Annotated in this window: 11 protein-coding genes and 1 pseudogene; 5 read left to right on the forward strand and 7 right to left on the reverse strand. The window is 63.9% G+C overall.

Annotation, left to right across the window (positions count from 1 at the left end; genetic code table 11):
* Nucleotides 1-173: 173 nt before the first annotated feature.
* From WHZ77_RS01380 to WHZ77_RS01395, 4 genes are all read right to left on the reverse strand, one after another.
* Complete coding sequence (locus WHZ77_RS01380) at nucleotides 174-3,041, reverse strand: PAS-domain containing protein (protein ID WP_375312053.1); 2,868 nt, start codon at nucleotides 3,039-3,041, stop codon at nucleotides 174-176.
* A gap of 197 nt (nucleotides 3,042-3,238) precedes the next feature.
* A complete protein-coding gene (locus WHZ77_RS01385) occupies nucleotides 3,239-4,114 on the reverse strand; it encodes an acyl-CoA acyltransferase (protein WP_375312054.1) in 876 nt (291 codons plus the stop codon).
* Between the two features lie 37 nt (nucleotides 4,115-4,151).
* Complete coding sequence (locus tag WHZ77_RS01390) at nucleotides 4,152-5,132, reverse strand: amino acid--[acyl-carrier-protein] ligase (RefSeq protein ID WP_375312055.1); 981 nt, start codon at nucleotides 5,130-5,132, stop codon at nucleotides 4,152-4,154.
* A 40-nt stretch (nucleotides 5,133-5,172) separates the two neighbouring features.
* A complete protein-coding gene (locus WHZ77_RS01395) occupies nucleotides 5,173-6,390 on the reverse strand; it encodes an acyl-CoA dehydrogenase family protein (RefSeq protein ID WP_375312056.1) in 1,218 nt (405 codons plus the stop codon).
* A gap of 337 nt (nucleotides 6,391-6,727) precedes the next feature.
* Between WHZ77_RS01395 and WHZ77_RS01400 the strand changes: the two genes are divergently transcribed.
* The 3 genes and pseudogenes from WHZ77_RS01400 (at nucleotide 6,728) to mtnA (ending at nucleotide 9,100) form a co-directional block, all read left to right on the forward strand.
* On the forward strand, nucleotides 6,728-7,000 hold the full coding sequence (locus tag WHZ77_RS01400; RefSeq protein ID WP_015689285.1) for a phosphopantetheine-binding protein: 273 nt from the start codon (nucleotides 6,728-6,730) through the stop codon (nucleotides 6,998-7,000).
* A gap of 103 nt (nucleotides 7,001-7,103) precedes the next feature.
* Nucleotides 7,104-7,978: pseudogene (locus tag WHZ77_RS01405) on the forward strand (S-methyl-5'-thioadenosine phosphorylase).
* Nucleotides 7,979-7,996: 18 nt separating this feature from the next.
* Complete coding sequence (gene mtnA / locus WHZ77_RS01410; RefSeq protein ID WP_375312057.1) at nucleotides 7,997-9,100, forward strand: S-methyl-5-thioribose-1-phosphate isomerase; 1,104 nt, start codon at nucleotides 7,997-7,999, stop codon at nucleotides 9,098-9,100.
* A gap of 104 nt (nucleotides 9,101-9,204) precedes the next feature.
* Here mtnA and WHZ77_RS01415 read toward each other — a convergent pair whose 3' ends face one another.
* Nucleotides 9,205-9,840, reverse strand: a complete 636-nt coding sequence (locus WHZ77_RS01415; protein WP_375312058.1) for an HAD-IA family hydrolase — start codon at nucleotides 9,838-9,840, stop codon at nucleotides 9,205-9,207.
* A gap of 109 nt (nucleotides 9,841-9,949) precedes the next feature.
* Between WHZ77_RS01415 and WHZ77_RS01420 the strand changes: the two genes are divergently transcribed.
* Nucleotides 9,950-10,708: a trypsin-like serine protease gene (locus WHZ77_RS01420; RefSeq protein ID WP_375312059.1), complete on the forward strand. Its 759-nt coding sequence runs from the start codon at nucleotides 9,950-9,952 to the stop codon at nucleotides 10,706-10,708.
* 125 nt (nucleotides 10,709-10,833) lie between these two features.
* Nucleotides 10,834-12,336: a flavin-containing monooxygenase gene (locus WHZ77_RS01425; RefSeq protein WP_375312060.1), complete on the forward strand. Its 1,503-nt coding sequence runs from the start codon at nucleotides 10,834-10,836 to the stop codon at nucleotides 12,334-12,336.
* Between the two features lie 234 nt (nucleotides 12,337-12,570).
* Here WHZ77_RS01425 and WHZ77_RS01430 read toward each other — a convergent pair whose 3' ends face one another.
* A complete protein-coding gene (locus WHZ77_RS01430) occupies nucleotides 12,571-13,500 on the reverse strand; it encodes a response regulator (protein WP_375312061.1) in 930 nt (309 codons plus the stop codon).
* A complete protein-coding gene (locus WHZ77_RS01435) occupies nucleotides 13,484-16,855 on the reverse strand; it encodes an ATP-binding protein (RefSeq protein ID WP_375312062.1) in 3,372 nt (1,123 codons plus the stop codon). Before WHZ77_RS01435 ends, WHZ77_RS01430 begins: the two co-directional genes overlap by 17 nt.
* Nucleotide 16,856: the final 1 nt, after the last annotated feature.

A 16,856-nucleotide genomic window follows, 5' to 3' on the forward strand; every position in this document is an offset into this window, starting at 1 on the left:
GGACCGCCGTTTCTCATTGTTATGGCGGGATTGTCCTCGAAATCACGGGAGAAGAAAAGCGCATTGCGCGGCCCTCCCACGCCATCGGGATGGCGATCCCGCCGAAAAGTCACGTGCGACAATTGGTCGTTCGGATGTGTGCCGAGAGACGGAATTTGAGGGGGCCGGAGCCCTTACGCCACGCGGCGAACCGCGTTCAGCGTCTCGATGGCGCGTCCGACCTCGGCTGCGGGGCAGGGTCTGCCGAAATAATATCCTTGCACCGCGGTACAGCCGCACGCGCGGACGAAATCGAGTTGCTCGATCGTCTCGACGCCTTCCGCCGTGGTCTCGACGCCGAGCACGGAGCCGAGGCTCGCGATGGTGCGGACGATGGCGACACTCTCCGGGCTCTCGCCGAGCGTGCCGACGAAGGAGCGGTCGATCTTGATGCGGTCGAACGGAAACTTGCGCAGATAGCTGAGCGAGGAATAGCCGACCCCGAAATCGTCGAGGCTGACGCGCACGCCGAGCGCGCGGAGCTGGTGCAGGATCTCGATCGTCGCCTCGCTGTCGTCGAGCAGCGCCGTTTCGGTGACCTCGAGCTCGAGCCGCCGCGGCGGCAGGCCGGCCTCCGCGAGTGCGCTCGTGACCATCGTCACCAGCCCGCGGGAACGGAACTGCACCGGCGACAAATTGACTGCGACCGTCAGATCCGCCCAGGGCGCCGCCGTCGCACAGGCCGTGCGCAGCACCCACTCGCCGATCGGGACGATCAGCCCGTTCTCTTCCGCCAGCGGAATGAATTCGGCAGGCGAAACCAGGCCGCGCGCAGGATGTTTCCAGCGCAGCAGCGCCTCGAAGCCGGTCAGTTCTGTGGTGTCGAGACGCACCTGCGGCTGGAACACCAGATGGAATTCGTTGGCCTCCAAGGCGCCGCGTAGATCGTGTTCCAGCGCGTGCCGGCGGCGTGCCTCTTCCTCCATCTCGGGCTCGAACAGCTGATAGGCGCCGCGGCCCTTGGCCTTGGCCTGGTACAATGCGAGGTCAGCGCATTTCATCAGTTCGTCGGCATCGAGCCCGTGATCGGGGGCGACTGCGATGCCGACCGAGACCCCGACATGGACCGACTGGCTTTCCAGCTGCAGCGGTTGAGCGATGATGTCGACCAGACGGCTAGCGAGTTTCTCTGCCGATTGCGGTTGCGGTCCGCGCTGCAGAATTGCGAACTCGTCGCCGCCGAGGCGGGCGACGGTGTCGTGCTCGCCGACATTCTCCTTCAGCCGCGTCGCTACCCAGCGCAACAACCGATCGCCGGCGGCGTGGCCGAACCGGTCGTTGACGGTCTTGAAATTGTCGAGGTCGAAGCACAGCACGGCCATCGCGCCGCCGGCGGTCGCCACCTGATTCAGTCCATCGCCCATCTTCTCATGGAACAGCGTCCGGTTGGGCAGGTCGGTGAGCGAATCGTGCCGTGCCATGTGCGCCACGCGGGCCTGGGCCTTGTGGCGCTCGGTGACGTCCTCATAGGTGACGACCCAGCCGCCATGCTCCATCCGTTTGTGATTGAGCTTGATGATGCGGCCGTCGCTCAAATGGCGATGCAGCGTGTGCTCACCTTCGCGCAGCCTTTCGACGTAGTCGGCATAGAGCTTTGCACCTGTCGTGTTCGAATGGATGCCGATCTCGCAGCTATGCTCCATGATCTCGCGCATCGAGACGCCCGGCTTCACGATGTCCGTCGACAGGCCGTACATCTCGATATAGCGACGGTTGCAGACGATGACGCGCAGGCTCGAATCGAGCATGCACAGGCCCTGGCTCATGTTGTTCAGCGCCGCGTCGAAGCGCCTATACTGCTCGCTCAGCTCCTCGACCGCGTGCTCGCGCTCGGTGATGTCCTCATAGGTGGCGACGAAGCCGCCTTCAGCCAGCGCGCAGTAACGCACCGAGATCACGGTGTCGTTGACCATGCGCCGGCGCATCGGTGAGGAGTCGCGGTGCGCGAGCCGTTCGCGGGCGGTTTCCAGGATCTCCTGCGGGCTGTATTCGGTAGCGAAGGCGCCGTTCCGCATCGAGCGCTCGATCAGCTCGGAGAGATGCGTGCCGGGTCGCGTCTGCTCCGGCGACAGCCGGTAGATCTGCCGGTACGTGTTGTTGCAGACCCGAAGTCGCATGTCGCTGTCGTAGAAGGCAAGACCATGCGCCATGTTTTCGAGGGCCGCATCCAGCATCATGTTTTGCTGCTTCAGCGTCTCTTCATATTGCAGTCGCTCGGTGACGTCTTCATGCACCGTCACCCAGCCGCCGTCAGGCATGAATCGTGACACAGCCTGAACTTTTCCGCCGTCATAGCGTGTCACAAGGACCGCTTTCGGGCTCCTGGCCCGAACGTCGTCCATCCGTGAATCGCGGAATTTGTCTCCAGACATGTCCGCTTTGTTGCCTCGCGACAGCCAGTGGTCGATGGCCGTGCTGTGCGCGACACCCGGTTTCACGATATTGGGATCGAGATCGTAGAGATTCAGGAAGCGCTCGTTGCAGACGACGATGCGGCTGTCGGCGTCATACATGATGAGGCCGTACGACATGTTGGCGAGCGCGTGCTGGCTGCGCTCGGTCTGGAGGCGCAGCTCCGCCTCGAGCCGGGCGAGGCGGCTGACGTCGTCGCAGATCGTCATCCAGCCGCCCCCCGGGAGCGGCTTCAGTTCGAGCGACATGACGAGGCCGCTTGCGAGTGTCTGCTCGGTTCGGAAGGGCTGACCGGCGGCGATCTGCTTCACGCGCCTGGTGTAGAGCGCATCGAGCTCGCTTGCCGGGAAGTTGCCGAGTGATGCGCTGTGAGCAAGCACGTCGCGGTAGCTCGTGCCGATCCGCACGGTCTCGGCGGACATGTTGAACAGCGACAGATACCGCTGGTTGACCAGCACGATCCGGTTGTCGGCGTCGTAGACGCAGACGCCCTGCTCCATGTGGTCGAGCGCAAGCTGGCTCAGCCCGACCAGGGCCTGCGGGCCCTCTTCGCGGCGTGCACCAAGCTCGTTATCGTCGGTCGACGTCATGGGATCGGCGGTGCCTCGGCGGGCAATAGACTTAACGCAACGTCATTCAACCGCCGAGCCTAGCGAGGAGGCCGGAAAATTCCCTTAAGCGCAGTAGTTTACGGAGGGTGACCGGCGATGCGGAGAGACGCCTGTATCGTCAAGGTGCCCGCAAGCCAGAGTTGGCCGAGAGCGGATATTGGGGCCCGGACGTTCCGCTATGGCCCGTACAGCACGAGCTCGGTATCGGTGAGGTCGGCAAGCTGCGGCCGGTGCGGGCCCTTGAAATATTTCCGGCCGCGCCGCTCGGTATAAATGCCGACGAGACCGGGAATCGGAGCGTTGGAATCCACCGCCACCGAAATCTTGCCGAGCCTCAGCAGCAGCCGGCCGATGCGGCCGGCGCAGGCGGCGTATTCGGCAACGTTGCGGCAGTAGATCAGCTTCATCGCAGGCGGCGCGATGAAGCCGCGGCGGATGCGCACCGGTTGCAGGATGAAGGGAAACGTTCCTTTCGGCGTGCGGCAGACGAGGCTGAGGCAATTGTAGCGTGCATGCCGCGTCAGCAGCTCCGTCTCCTCGTCGGTCAGCCCCTCGATCGCCTTGGCGTGCTGCGAGATGACCTCGATCTTGCTCCAACGCGGCGCGCGTGCCAGCGCGGGCACCGAGAAGAAGATTCCCTGGCAATAGGCCCGGAAGCCCTGCGTCTCGATGATCGGCCAGGTCCACGGCGCCGGGCTGATGTTGAGGTAGGTCACGTCCTTGTGTCGCTGCGCGATCTTGGTCAACAGCGGAGCGTAGTTGCGGTAGGCAGGGTCGACGTACCAGCTCGACAGATTGCACTGGATCGCGGTCTGATCGCCGTCCTTCCGCGCCGTGTAGATCAGCAGCAGCACGCCGACGGGCGTGCCGTCATTGTCGATCATGTAGCCGAAGCGCGGATAGCCCTCGGGCACGGGCCGGAAGGCCTGCCGGCGCAGGCCCTGGATCCAGTAGTCGCGCGAGCGGCCGACGAAGCCGCGCGTCAGCAGCTCCGCGACCGCGTCGACGTCGGCCTCGGTGATCTCGCGGCATCGGACCTTGGTGTGGATCACGCTCGTCTTACCCGTGGAAATGGGGGGCCTCGTTCTGTTAGCGCCAACCCTCGCCATGGGCATCGGCCGCAACTTGCGGCTGCATGCCCATGATATCCCGCACCTTGGCGGGCCAGGCGGAAAGGTCGGTGCCGTGGGTATGGAACATGGCGACGGCGAGCCGGTCCATGCCAAAGGCGACGCAGCCGGTGTGGGCCGGTTCACCGTTGGCGTCCTGGATGCCCCAGGTCGTGCCGAAATGTTCGCGATGATAGTTGAAGCTCATGCAGGCGGTCGGCTGCTCTTCCGAGCGCAACGGGATCAGGAGCTCGAACTTGAGCTGCTGCTGTTTCTGGCTCACCGCCTTCATCTGGCCGACGCGGCCGAAGAAGGGATCGCTGGCATAGTCGACACGGAAAGTGAGGCCGAGGTTGGTCGCGATCGCTTGCGCGCGCACCATCCAGCGCTCGCGGAACTCGGCGACGTCGTCGGGTGTGCCGATGCAGACATATTCGCGCATCCGGAACGACTGCAGCCGGTCGAGATGTCTTGACGGCTCGCGGCGGAAGCAGTCGGCGGCGACGTCGAAGCGCAGGCCACCCTTCGGCAGCTGTCCGCGGCTCGCGGCAATCGGGTAGACAGGATAGCAGGCGGCCGGCGACAGCACGAGATCTGCCGGCGACAGCGAGCTGGTCCAGTCGCCGCCGGCATCGAAGCGGCTCACCGCGGCGTTGATCTCGCGTTCGGTGCCGTGCAGGCCGCAGACGCAGCCGAGCAGGTTCGGAAAGCTCTTGAGGTAGCCGGACTTCTCCAGCTGGGTGCGGCTCATCACCGGCGGGAAGCGCATCACCTCGGTGCCGGCCTCGCGATGGTTCGTGATCAGCGCGGCAAGCTTCTCGACAACGCCTTCATAGAGCGCGGTGCGGGCATAGACGCCGTCCGCGCCCATGCGGTGGAACAGCTTGTCGGCGAGATGATCGAGCGGATCGGCGATGTGCGGCGCGGTCTCGGGCGAATCGGGGAGAACAGCAATGTTCATGGTTCGATATCCTGCTATCTCAGAAGTGTTCTTGTTGATTTTAGTCGCGGAGGCTCGTCGGCACGCCGCTCATCAGCGTCGATGTCGCGGCGTTGGCAAGAATGCGGTCGTTGTTGATCATGATCGGCGACGACAGTACGTCTCGCAGGTGACGGCCCATGGTGAACTCGCCGTCGTTGCGGTAACCGGAAAGACCGGCGGTGCGCATCGCGTGCATCACGGTTTCGACCGCGAGCTCGGAGGCCTGCACCTTCAACAGCGTGATCGAGGACTGGAAGTCGAGCGAGCTCAGCGCGCGCTCGTCGTGCTCGGCACGGGCGAAGGCATCGAGATTGGCCGAAATCAGCGCGCGCAGCTTGGCCAGCGACATCTTGGCGGCGGTGAAATGCGCTGCGGCCGGCGGCATCTGGCCGCCGGAGGTGCGGGCCGCCTTGCGGATGAAGGCCTGCGCACGCGTCACCGCGGCCGCGGCGATGCCGGCCCATGCGGATGACCAGCAGAGATGCGCGAACGGCGTCATGGTCTGGGCGTGGATCTTGTCATAGGATTCCGGAAAGACGCGGTCGGCGGGGCAGTCGACCTTCAGCTCGAAACCGGTCGAGCAGGTGCCGCGCATGCCGAGCGTCTCCCAGCCCAGCGTCCGTTTCAGCGAATAATCGTCCTTGGCGAGCGCCAGCAGCACCTGATCGGACGCGGAAGCATCGGTGGCGCGTCGGGCGATGGTGACGAGGCCGTCGGCCTCGGCGCCATAGGAGATCACGGTGGCGTCGCGCACGAGCGAGACGGTGTCGCCGGCGTGGTCGACGGCGGCTGCGCTGGCGCGGATGTTGCCGCCGTTCTGGCCCTCGGTGGTCGAGGAGGCCAGCAGCCACTGGTCGCGGGCGACGCGGCGCATCATGGTCTCCATCCAGGGAATGCCATGACCATGCCTGACAACGCAGGCGACCTTGGTCTGGTGCATCGCGTAGATCATCGCCGTGGAGGCACAGGCGCGTCCGAGCGTGTAGCAAATTTCGGTGACGTCGTGGATCGAGGCACCGAAGCCGCCGTACTCAACGGGGATCATGACGCCGAGCAGCTTCTGCTCGCGCGCGGCGTCGAAAGCCTTGTGGGGGAAGCGGGCGTCGCGGTCGACGGAGTCGGCGTCGGCTGCGGCCACGGTGGCGGTTCGGGCGGCGCGCTCGATGAGGGATGGACCCTGCTCGAGAAAGTTCGTCTGCGTTTCGTCGACAGTGAGGACTGCTTCACGCACGTTCATTCGTCCGCCTCCGGTTCGCTGTTCGAGATCGTCAAGCATCGGCATTGATGCTGCTTACGACCATCCGACCCCATTTACGTTTGAAGGGAGGCTAGGGATTTGACTCAAATTAGTCGATTAAATTCAGGGTAAACGCCGTCCAATTCCAAATGGACAGTTAAGGCCGAGTTGTTTGGACTTCGCAAATCCAGATGGTCGCGTTAGCAAATTGGAAGAGCCGTTAATTTTAATCAACGTGAGTCATCGTTTGCTAAGGCGAATGAGGCTAGGGTGGTGCCAATCGCAGAACTGGCGGGCCGTACAGGCGGTCACTCAAGAATAACACGGGAAGCTTCAAATGCAGGCCTTCGATACCGACGTGCGTAATCGCATCATCAAGCTGGTGAAGGGCATCCTTGAGCAGAATTCGCTCACTGCGGACGTCACGCCTTCGGCGAAGCTCGTCGACGCAGGTCTGACCTCGATGGACATGGTCAATCTGATGTTGGGCGTCGAAGCCGAGTTCGACTTCACCATTCCGCAGTCCGAGATCACGCCGGAGAATTTTCAGTCCGTGGAGACGCTGGAGCGGATGGTGGCCACCCAGTTGCAGCCTGCGACCGCGGCCTAGGTCGGGCGCATTTCTTCAGACGGCAAGAGCCCCCCGTTCCAAAGCCGCCGTAAAGCTGGCATAGCTTAACCGTGTCGCACGTGGCGAGCAGGGTGGAGCAGGCATGACGCAGGCGGTATTGGGCATATCGGCGGCTCCGGCATCTACGATCTGCCGGGTCTCGAGGACGCGCACGAAGAGGTGATCAAGAGCCCCTGGGGTGAGCCGTCGGCGCCCCTGCGCCGCGGCTCCATCGCCGGCCTGCCGATCGTGTTCCTGCCGCGGCATGACAAGGGCCACCGGCTGTCGCCCTCCGATATCAACTATCGCGCCAATATCGACGTTCTGAAGCGCGCAGGCGTGACCGACCTGATTTCGCTGTCGGCCTGCGGCTCGTTCAAGGAGGAGATGCCGCCCGGCACTTTCGTTCTCGTCGACCAGTTCGTCGACCGCACCCACAAGCGCGAAAGCTCATTCTTCGGTCGGGGTTGCGTCGCGCATGTCTCGATGGCGCATCCCGTCTCGCCGCGGCTGCGCATCCATCTCGCGGCGGCCGCCGAAGCCGAAGGCATCGCGATTGCGCGCGGCGGAACTTATGTCTGCATGGAAGGGCCGCAATTCTCCACTTACGCGGAGAGCATGACCTACAAAACGCTGGGCTATTCCGTGATCGGCATGACCAACATGCCCGAGGCGAAACTCGCCCGCGAAGCAGAGATTTGCTACGCGACCGTCGCGATGGTGACTGATTTCGATTGCTGGCATCCCGACCATGACGCCGTTACCGTGCAGGACATCATCCGTGTGCTGACCACAAACGCCGACAAGGCGAAGGCGCTGGTGGCGCGGCTGGCAAAGGAGTTCCCGCGCGAGCATGAACTGTGCCCGATCGGCTCGGACCGCGCGCTGGACTCCGCGCTGATCACGGCGCCCGAGGCCCGCGACCCGGAGCTTCTGAAGAAGCTCGATGCGGTGGCGGGGCGCATCCTGCGCGGTTGAGACGAAAGGCAGAAGGCCATGAAGGTCGACGGCAAGCATTTCCGCAGCATCTGGCGCGAGCGTGACGGCTGGTCGATCGGCGCGATCGACCAGCGCAGGCTGCCGCACGAGTTCGTCGTCGCGCGCCTGACCTCCTGCGAGGACGCAGCGGTCGCGATCCGCGACATGCTGGTGCGCGGTGCGCCGCTGATCGGCGCCACCGCCGCTTACGGCATGGCACTCGCGATGCGTGAGGATGCCTCGGATGCAGGCTTGAAGCGCGCCTACGACACGCTTGTTGTGGCGCGGCCGACCGCGATCAATCTGAAATGGGCGCTCGACGAGATGCACGCGGCGCTTGCGCCGATCGATCCGGTGGAGCGCGCGGAGGCCGCCTACTCGCGAGCCGACGAGATCGCGGAACAGGACGTCGAGATCAACCGCGGCATTGCCGACAACGGCCTGAAGCTGATCGAGGCGATCGCAGCGAAGAAGCCGGGCGAGGTCGTTAATTTGCTGACCCATTGCAACGCCGGCTGGCTCGCCACCGTCGACTGGGGCACCGCGACGGCGCCGATCTATCTGGCGCATGAGCGCGGCATCAAGGTCCATGTCTGGGTCGACGAGACCCGCCCGCGCAACCAGGGCGCCTCGCTCACTGCCTGGGAGCTCGGCCATCACGGCGTGCCGCACACCGTGATCCCCGACAACACCGGCGGGCATCTGATGCAGCACGGCATGGTCGATCTCGCCATCGTCGGCACCGACCGGGTCGCAGCCAACGGCGACGTCTGCAACAAGATCGGGACCTACCTGAAGGCGCTGGCCGCGCACGATAATGGCGTGCCGTTCTACGTCGCGCTGCCGTCGCCGACGATCGACTTCGCCGTCGATGACGGCATTCGCGACATTCCGATCGAGCAGCGCAGCGGAGCGGAGGTCACCGACATGACCGGCCGTACCGCCGATGGACGGCTCGAGACGGTTCGGATCGTGCCGGAAGGTTCACCGGTCGCGAACTACGCTTTCGACGTGACCCCGGCGCGGCTCGTCACCGGCCTGATCACTGAGCGTGGCGTGCTGAAGCCCGACCGCGCCTCGCTGGCAGCAGCGTTTCCGGAGCGGATCGCGGCAGTGATGTAGTAGGGTGGGCAAAGGCGCGAAAGCGCCGTGCCCACCATCCGCATTCCGCGCCGCGAGAGCTTGGTGGGCACGCTTCGCTTTGCCAACCCTACGGCCGTTGCGAACTAAGTCAGCTTCAGCCCCGTCGCCGCCTCGAGCTCGGCGATCGCCTGGGCGCCGCTCGTGACCTTGACCGTGGTCATGCCCATCTCGCGCGCGGGCTTCAGATTGACGCCGAGATCGTCGAGATACACGCAAGCCTTCGGATCGACCTTCAGCGTCTCGACCATCAGCCGGTAGATGCGCGGATCAGGCTTGCGCAGGCCGATCTTGGCGGATTCGATGACATGGTCGAACAGCACCATCACCTCGGCGACGTAGAGTGAGCGCCCGGTCATGCTGCCGATCGCGTTGGCGGGCAGATTGTTGGTGATGCAGCCGGTCCTGAATTGCGCCTTGATGCGCTTCAAGGCCTCGACCATTTCCGGGCGCAGATCGCCCTGGAGCAGCGGCAGCACGTCGCGGCCGCGCACTTCCGCGCCGAGGGCGCGTGACTCCTCAGCGAACAAGCGATCGAAGGTGTCGACATCGACCTCGGCGCGCTCGAACCTGGCCCAGGCGTTTTCAAGATGATTGGCGGCATTGGTGCGCCGGATGATGTCGATGGGCAGGCCGCGCTCCGCTTCGAATCGCGCAAATGCCTCGAACGGCGAGCTCGTCAGCACGCCGCCAAAATCAAAGATCACAGCCTCGATCGCCACTATCCTGCCCTCGTCAATTCCTTTCCAAGAGCGCTAGCATGCGCTATCGGCAAGGGCCAGTCCGAAGCGATCACCCGCCTCACCGATGCCGCCGCCAAAGCGTGTTCCCATGAAGAAGCCTGCAACTCTTATCATTGCGGCGTTGCTGCTTGCTACGCCCGCTTACGCCATTGTCGGTGGCGGTACGCCGCAGACCGGTGGCGTCGCGCGCGCTGTCGTCACCATCGTCGGCTCGCGCGGCAATTTTTGCACCGGCAGCCTGATCGCGCCGAAGCTGGTGCTCACGGTCGCCCACTGCGTGCAGCCCGGCGCAGACTACAAGGTCGTCGATCGTGCCGCCGACGGTGCGCCGCAATTGCTGAACGTTCGAGCTGTCGCGATCCATCCGAGCTTCAACATGCGGGCGATGCAGGCGCATCGCGCGACCGCCGATGTGGCGTTGTTGCAGCTCGATATTCCACTCAAAGGAAAATCGGCGGTCGCGGTCGGCGCACCGAATATTCCAATCCAGGTCGGTAGCCGCTTCGTGATCGCCGGGATCGGCGTCACTGTGCGCGGTGATGGCAAGAGCGGCGGTACGACGCGGGTCGCCGGCCTCGTTGCCACGGGGCACCCCGGCACGCTGCAAATTCGCCTAGTCGATCCCGTAACCAACGGTGTTCGCGACGGAATTGGCGCCTGTACCGGCGATTCCGGTGGGCCCGTGTTCGAGGACAAGGCGAACGGCCCCGTGCTCGTCGGCGTCATCAGCTGGTCCACGGGACCGAACGGTGCCGCCGGCTGCGGCGGATTGACCGGCGTCACGCCGCTGACGCTCTATCGCGACTGGATCTTGCAGACCGCGCGGAGCTGGGGTGCGGCGCTGTGATTTGACCGCGAATTGATCTATGTCATTTTGGTGTGGAAGCGCGATGGGTGACGATGCCTGTCGCGGAGGAAACGCGCCGTCCAATCAAGGGCGGCCACAAAAACAAGCAAGGCATAGAAGCAACAATGAATGTCGCTGTTCGCAGTCACGCCACGGCCAAACAGGCTTCTGAACATTTCGATGTGCTGATCGTCGGTGCCGGCATCTCCGGAATCGGCAGCGCCTATCACATCGAAAAGCAGCTTCCGGGCACGAGCTACGTCATCCTGGAAACGCAGGCGACGTTTGGCGGCACCTGGAGCACGCATCGTTATCCCGGCATCCGCTCGGACAGCGACCTCCACACCTTCGGTTACAGCTTCAAGCCCTGGGTCGGCCCGCCGATCGCGACCGCCGAGGAGATCCTCGCTTACATGAACGAGGTGATCGACGACAACGATATCGCCCGGCACATCCGCTACAAGCACAAGATCAATTCCGCGAGCTGGTCGAGCGAGAGCAATCTCTGGACCATTGAAGCAGTCACGACCGATACCGGCGAGGCGAAAACATTCACCGCGAACTTCCTCTGGATGTGCCAGGGCTATTATCGCCATTCCGAGGGGTACACGCCCGAATGGAAGGGCACGGACCGCTTCAAGGGCCGCATCGTCCATCCACAGACCTGGCCTGACGATATCGATCTCGCGGGCAAGAAGGTTGTCGTGATCGGCTCGGGCGCGACGGCAGCAACGCTAGTGCCGAACATCGCGGACAAGTGCGCGCATGTCACCATGCTGCAGCGTTCGCCGACCTATTTCCGTCTCGGCCGCAACGCCATCGAGATTGCGGAGGAGCTTCGCAGGCTCCAGGTCGACGAGGCCTGGATCCACGAGATCGTCCGGCGCAAGATCTTGTTCGAGCAGGATGCGTTCACGAAGCTCTGCATAAGCAAGCCCGAACAGGTGAAGAAGGAGCTGATCGGCCAGATCAGCGCGGTGCTCGGTCCGGACTATGACGTCGAGACGCATTTCACGCCGACCTATCGGCCGTGGCGGCAGCGTATCGCCTTCGTGCCGGACGCCGATCTGTTCAAGGGCATCGCCAGCGGCAAGGCTTCCGTCGTCACCGACGAAATCGAATGCTTCGTCGAAAACGGTATCCAGCTCAAATCCGGCAAGCTGCTCGAGGCCGATATCATCGTCACTGCTACCGGCTTCCACCTCTCGGCCCTCGGCGACATCGCCTTCGAGATCGACGGCAAGCCGCTCGCCTTCGGCGACACCGTCACCTATCGCGGCATGATGTTCACGGGCGTGCCGAACATGGTCTGGGTGTTCGGCTATTTCCGCGCCAGCTGGACGCTGCGTGTCGACCTCGTCGCCGATTTCGTCTGCCGGCTGCTGGGCCACATGAAGGCCAAGGGCGCGAAGAAGGTCGAGGTCAAGCTCCGCGCCGAAGACCACAACATGCCGATCCTGCCCTGGATCGATCCGGAAAACTTCAACCCGGGCTACATCATGCGCGACATGAATTTGCTGCCCAAGCGCGGCGACAAGCCGGAATGGCAGCACAGCCAGGATTACTGGACCGAGAAGGACGAGATCCCAAAGACGGATCTGGACGACAAGGCGTTCGTGTATGGGTGAGGAGGATGTTCGTGTAAGGGGGGCGAGAGCTATCACCACCACACTCCGCTGTCGTCCCGGGGCGCGAAGCGAGCCCGGGACCCATACTCCCAGGGCGTGGTTATAGTGCGAACAGGTCACTCCGAGTCTTCGCCAAACGTCTCCCTGTGGCTATGGATCCCGGATCTGCTCTTCGCTTGTCCGGGACGACACCGCTGGTTGGGTGAAGGGCGTGCCAACCCATCGGCATAGTGACTACGAATTCCTTCGCGTCGCGTTCGTCGCGATCGCCGCCGCCGCGGTCCGGTTCTCCACTCCGAGCTTGGCGTAGATCTGCTCCAGATGCTTGTCGACCGTGCGCGGGCTGAGGCCCAAAATCTGTGCAATGTCGCGGTTGGTCTTGCCCTTGCTGAGCCAGGCCAGGACCTCGCCCTCGCGGGTGGTGAGGCCGAGCTCGCTGGTGAATTCCGGCGGCAGCGCGGTGCCGGATTCCTTGGACAAACGCAGCAGGAATTCGTTCGGCGCTGTTTCGCCAAGGTAATAGAAGCGGAGCTGCGGATTGTCCGGCAGGGAGGCGGTCTGAGACTTCGAGCTGCCCTTGCCTTTGGCCTGTTCCAGCCATTGCAGCAGTGACGGCGGCAGGACGAAGTCGTCGTCGGCCTGCGCACCTTGGTGATCGGCCAACAGCTTCTGAGCCTGCGGTGTCGCCCAGAGCAAATTGCCCTGGCGGTTGACCGCGAACAGGAACCGGCCGGAGACGTCGAGCGCGGCTCGCGCGCTCTGAGTCAGGCGCGCATTGCCGAGATGGACGCGGATGCGCGCCAGCATCTCCTCGATCACGATCGGCTTCGTCACATAGTCGACGCCACCGGCATCCAGCCCGCGCACGATGTGCTCGGTTTCGGCAAGGCCGGTCATGAAGATCACGGGCACGTTGGCAAGGCCGGCATCGCGCTTGAGGCGGCGGCAGGTTTCGAACCCGTCCATGCCGGGCATCACGGCGTCGAGCAGCACGATGTCGGGCGTGATCTGGTCGACGATGCGCATGGCCGCGGTGCCGTCGAGCGCCACCATCACCGTCATCCCGGCGCCATCGAGCGCGTCGGTGAGCAACCGCAGCGTCTCCGGGGAGTCGTCGACCACCAGCGCGACGTCGCGCTTCTTCGGCTCAGTGCTCATACGCATGCAATGTTTTCAATGTGGCCATATACTGGTCGAGATCGAAGCGCTCGACCAAGGATCGCATCTGAGCGACGAAGTCGGCATGTTCGGGATGCTCGCTGCCGATCTCGTCCAGCTTCAATTGGATGCCTTTGACGTAGCCGATCTGGCCGAGCCCGATCAGCGCCTCGATGTGCTCAACCGGCGGCCGCGAGCCGCTCTCCGGCCGCCACAGCGGCACGACGATCTCGTCCGAGCCGTATTGCCATTCGATCTTGAGGAGCTGGCGGATGATCTCGAGCAGCCTCGGAATGTCGATCGGCTTCATCAGATAGCCGTCGTGGAAGGGTTGCGCCAGCGGCGTGCCGTGGGCTTCGAGGGCGCTGGCCGACACCATCAGGATGCGTGCCTGATGATGGCCGTTCGCACGCAGCGTCTCCGCGACGGTCCAGCCGTCCATGCCCGGCATGGAAATGTCGAGCAGAAACAGATCGGGCCGGCAATGCTGCGCCAATGCGAGGCAACCGGGCCCGTCGGGCGCGCTGAGCAGGATGAAGCCGAGCGGTGTCAGTACCTCGCGCAAGAGGTCGCGATGAACGGGATCGTCGTCGGTGATAAGGATGGTCTTGCGCGCGCCGTGATAGCCGGAGACCGGGGCCTCCACGGGCGCGATACGCTGCGGATTGGTGACCTCGGACAGCAGCATCTTCACCTTGAACGTGCTGCCGCGGCCAACCGTGCTGGTAACCTTGATATCGCCGCCCATCACTCCGGCGAGCAACCGGCTGATGGTGAGGCCGAGCCCGGTCCCGGTCTGTGGCTGTGAGACGCCGAGCGCGCCGCGCTCGAAGGGCGCGAAGATGCGTTCGAGATCGTCACCCTGGATGCCGGGGCCGGTATCGATCACCTCGAACTCGGCCACAGGGCTGCGATAGTGCACGACGAACTGCACGCTGCCGGCCTGGGTGAACTTGATCGCGTTGGAGAGCAGGTTGATCAGCACCTGGCGAAGCCGCTTCTCGTCGGCGTAGACCACGACCGGCAGGTGCATCGGCCGCCGGAATACGAAGTCGATGCCCTTGGCCGCGGCCTGAAGGCGGAACATGCCGACGAGCTGATCCAGGAATTCGCCAAGCCGCACCTCGTCGCGCGACAGATACAGCCGCCCCGCCTCGATCTTGGAGATGTCCAGAATGCCGTCGATCAGGCCGGAGAGATGATCGGCACTGCGGCGGACGACGCGGACCTGATCCTTCGGCTTGGTCTGGAGCGAGGCATCCTGCTCGAGGAGCTGGGCATAGCCGCTGATCGCGTTCAGCGGAGAACGCAACTCGTGGCTGAGGCCCACCACATAGCGGCTCTTGGCGAGGTTGGCGGATTCGGCGACCTCCTTGGCGCGCTGGAGCTCGGCATCGGTGCGCTTGTGTGCGTCGATCTCCTGAATCAGGAGCGTTGTCTGCCGTCTGGTTTCAGCCTCTGCCGCACGGCGACTCTGCTGCGCCAGCACGAACAGCCAGGCGACCACGCCGATGATGATGCTGAGCGAGAAGAACACCTTCCAGAGCACGTTGGAGACGAGCGTGTTCTCGCCATGCACGCTCGCGGATGTCTGGAGATAGATCAGTCCGAGCACCAGCGCGACGAGGCCGGCCGAGACGACGAACACGCCAATGTAGTGGCCGAACTGCGAGTTGATCCGCTGATAGATCGGCTGCGGCAGAATCTTGCTGAGCGCATCGGCGAACTGCACCTGCGCGCGCGCGTGAGGCTTGCAGAGGTCGTGGCAGCGAGCGTCGAGGGAACAGCACAGCGAGCATATGGGGCCGGCATAGGCGGGGCAGGACGTCATGTCCTCGGGTTCGAAGCTGTGCTCGCAGATGCAGCACTGGATCGACTCGATGTTTGCCCAGCTCCGCTTCGGCTTGCGCGCGATGTAGAACTTGCCACCGGTCAGCCACGCGATGATCGGGGCGGTGACGAAGGCAACCGTCAGTGCGACGAAGGCGGCGAGCGCCTTCATGGTCGGGCCAAACAACCCGTAGAACGCTGCGATCGAGACGATGATCGCGAGCGTCATCGCGCCGACGCCGACGGGATTGATGTCGTAGAGATGCGCGCGCTTGAACTCCATCTGCGGCGGACGCAGGCCGAGCGGCTTGTTGACCACGAGATCGGACACCAGCGCGCCGACCCAGGCGATCGCGACGTTGGAGTAAAGCGCGAGCGTCTGCTCCAGGGCCTTGTAGACGCCGATCTCCATCAGCAACAGCGCCACCATCACGTTGAACACCAGCCAGACGACGCGCCCGGGATGGCTGTGTGTCAGGCGTGAGAAGAAATTCGACCAGGCGATCGAGCCGGCATAGGCGTTGGTGACGTTGATCTTGAGCTGCGACAGCACCACGAAGACGCCGGTGAGGGCCAGCGAGAGATCCGGATCCGACAGCACGTATCGAAATGCCACGAGATACATATGCGCGGGCTCGGCGGCTTCTTCCGGCGGCACGCCGTGGCTGAGCGCAAAGAAAGCGAGGAACGAGCCGGCCAGCAGTTTCAATGCGCCGAGCACGATCCAGCCCGGACCTGCGCTCATCAGCGCAATCCACCATGACGTTTTCGAAGTGCGGCGGTCGCGCGGCAAAAAGCGAAGGAAATCGACCTGCTCGCCGATCTGCGCGACCAGCGAGAACACCACGGAGGATGCGACACCGAACAGCAGCAAGTCGAAATGACCGTCGAGGTCGCCGTGCTCGCCGGCGAATTTGTGCCATTCCGTGAAGGAATGGGGATTGGCCCATGCGATCGCGGCGAAGGGAAGGATGTGAAGGACGATCCAGAGCGGCTGCGTCCAGAGCTGGAAGCGGCTGATCAGCGTAATGCCGTAGGTCACGAGCGGGATGATCGCGACGGCGCTGATGAGGTAGCCGATCGGGCGCGGAATCCCTAGGCACATCTCCAGCGCAGTCGCCAGGATTACCGCCTCGACCGCGAAAAAGATGAAAGTGAAGGAAGCGTAGATCAGCGAGGTGACGGTCGAGCCGATGTAGCCGAAGCCGGCACCGCGGGTGAGCAGGTCAATGTCGATGCCGCATTTGGCGGCATAATAGGCAATCGGGACACCGCAGAAGAAGATGATGGTGGAGACGACGAGGATCGCGGCGGCGGCGTTGGTGACGCCGTAGTTGAGGGTGATGGTGCCGCCGATCGCCTCGAGCACCAGGAAGGAGATTGCGCCCATCGCAGTGTTGGCGACGCGGGCGGCGGACCAGCGCCGCGCGCTCTTGGCGGTGAAGCGCAGCGCGTAGTCTTCCAGCGTCTGGTTGGCGACCCATTGATTATACTGGCGCCTGACGCGGTCTATTCGCTGCCGCCCTGCCACT

Origin of the sequence: Bradyrhizobium sp. A5 (genome assembly GCF_042076515.1) — a bacterium.
Classification (GTDB): domain Bacteria; phylum Pseudomonadota; class Alphaproteobacteria; order Rhizobiales; family Xanthobacteraceae; genus Bradyrhizobium; species Bradyrhizobium cosmicum.

Excerpts from the sequence above, each read along its gene's own strand:
- WHZ77_RS01395 (WP_375312056.1), bottom strand. The coding sequence starts at position 6,390 with ATGAACGTGCGTGAAGCAGTCCTCACTGTCGACGAAACGCAGACGAAC.
- WHZ77_RS01390 (WP_375312055.1), bottom strand. The coding sequence starts at position 5,132 with ATGAACATTGCTGTTCTCCCCGATTCGCCCGAGACCGCGCCGCACATC.
- WHZ77_RS01380 (WP_375312053.1), bottom strand. The coding sequence starts at position 3,041 with ATGACGTCGACCGACGATAACGAGCTTGGTGCACGCCGCGAAGAGGGC.
- mtnA (WP_375312057.1), top strand. The coding sequence starts at position 7,997 with ATGAAGGTCGACGGCAAGCATTTCCGCAGCATCTGGCGCGAGCGTGAC.
- WHZ77_RS01400 (WP_015689285.1), top strand. The coding sequence starts at position 6,728 with ATGCAGGCCTTCGATACCGACGTGCGTAATCGCATCATCAAGCTGGTG.
- WHZ77_RS01430 (WP_375312061.1), bottom strand. The coding sequence starts at position 13,500 with ATGCGTATGAGCACTGAGCCGAAGAAGCGCGACGTCGCGCTGGTGGTC.
- WHZ77_RS01425 (WP_375312060.1), top strand. The coding sequence starts at position 10,834 with ATGAATGTCGCTGTTCGCAGTCACGCCACGGCCAAACAGGCTTCTGAA.
- WHZ77_RS01420 (WP_375312059.1), top strand. The coding sequence starts at position 9,950 with ATGAAGAAGCCTGCAACTCTTATCATTGCGGCGTTGCTGCTTGCTACG.